1 protein-coding gene is annotated in these 589 nt (G+C 60.3%); it reads left to right on the top strand.

Features of this window, described 5'->3' with window-relative positions; all coding sequences use genetic code 11:
* Positions 1-58 precede the first annotated feature (58 nt).
* Positions 59-589, top strand: a 531-nt coding sequence (locus NKI01_RS30830) for an IS256 family transposase (protein WP_352965867.1), incomplete at its 3' end; no start/stop codon positions are given.

Raw genomic sequence — 589 nt, 5'->3', positions numbered from 1 at the left:
GGGACTGTCGGGAATTCTGTGCGCGAGGCCATGATGATGGAAAGGAGAGAATCATCGCATGGCTATTGAGAAGGAACTTCTGGACCAACTGCTTGCCGGCCGCGATCCGAATGAGGTGTTTGCCAAGGACGGATTGCTCGACGACCTGAAGAAGGCGCTTTCGGAACGGATTCTGAACGCTGAACTCGACGAGCACCTTGAGGACGAACGCACCGACGGCAGCGTCAATCGCCGCAACGGCCATTCGCGGAAGTCGGTGCTGACGGGCACGTCGAAGATGACGCTGTCGATCCCGCGCGACCGGGCCGGGACCTTCGATCCGAAGCTGATCGCCAAATACCAGCGCCGTTTTCCCGATTTCGATGACAAGATCATCTCCATGTACGCGCGCGGCATGACAGTGCGCGAGATCCGCGGCCATCTGGAGGAGCTCTACGGCATCGACGTGTCGCCGGACCTGATCTCGGCGGTTACCGATGCGGTCCTGGAGGAAGTGGCCGAGTGGCAGAACCGGCCGCTGGACGCGGTATATCCGCTCGTCTTCTTCGATGCCATACGGGTCAAGATCAGGGACGAGGGCTTCGTCAGG

Origin of the sequence: Mesorhizobium sp. M0815 (genome assembly GCF_040319995.1) — a bacterium.
GTDB lineage: Bacteria > Pseudomonadota > Alphaproteobacteria > Rhizobiales > Rhizobiaceae > Mesorhizobium.
This window is presented reverse-complemented; position numbering and strand designations above follow the sequence as displayed.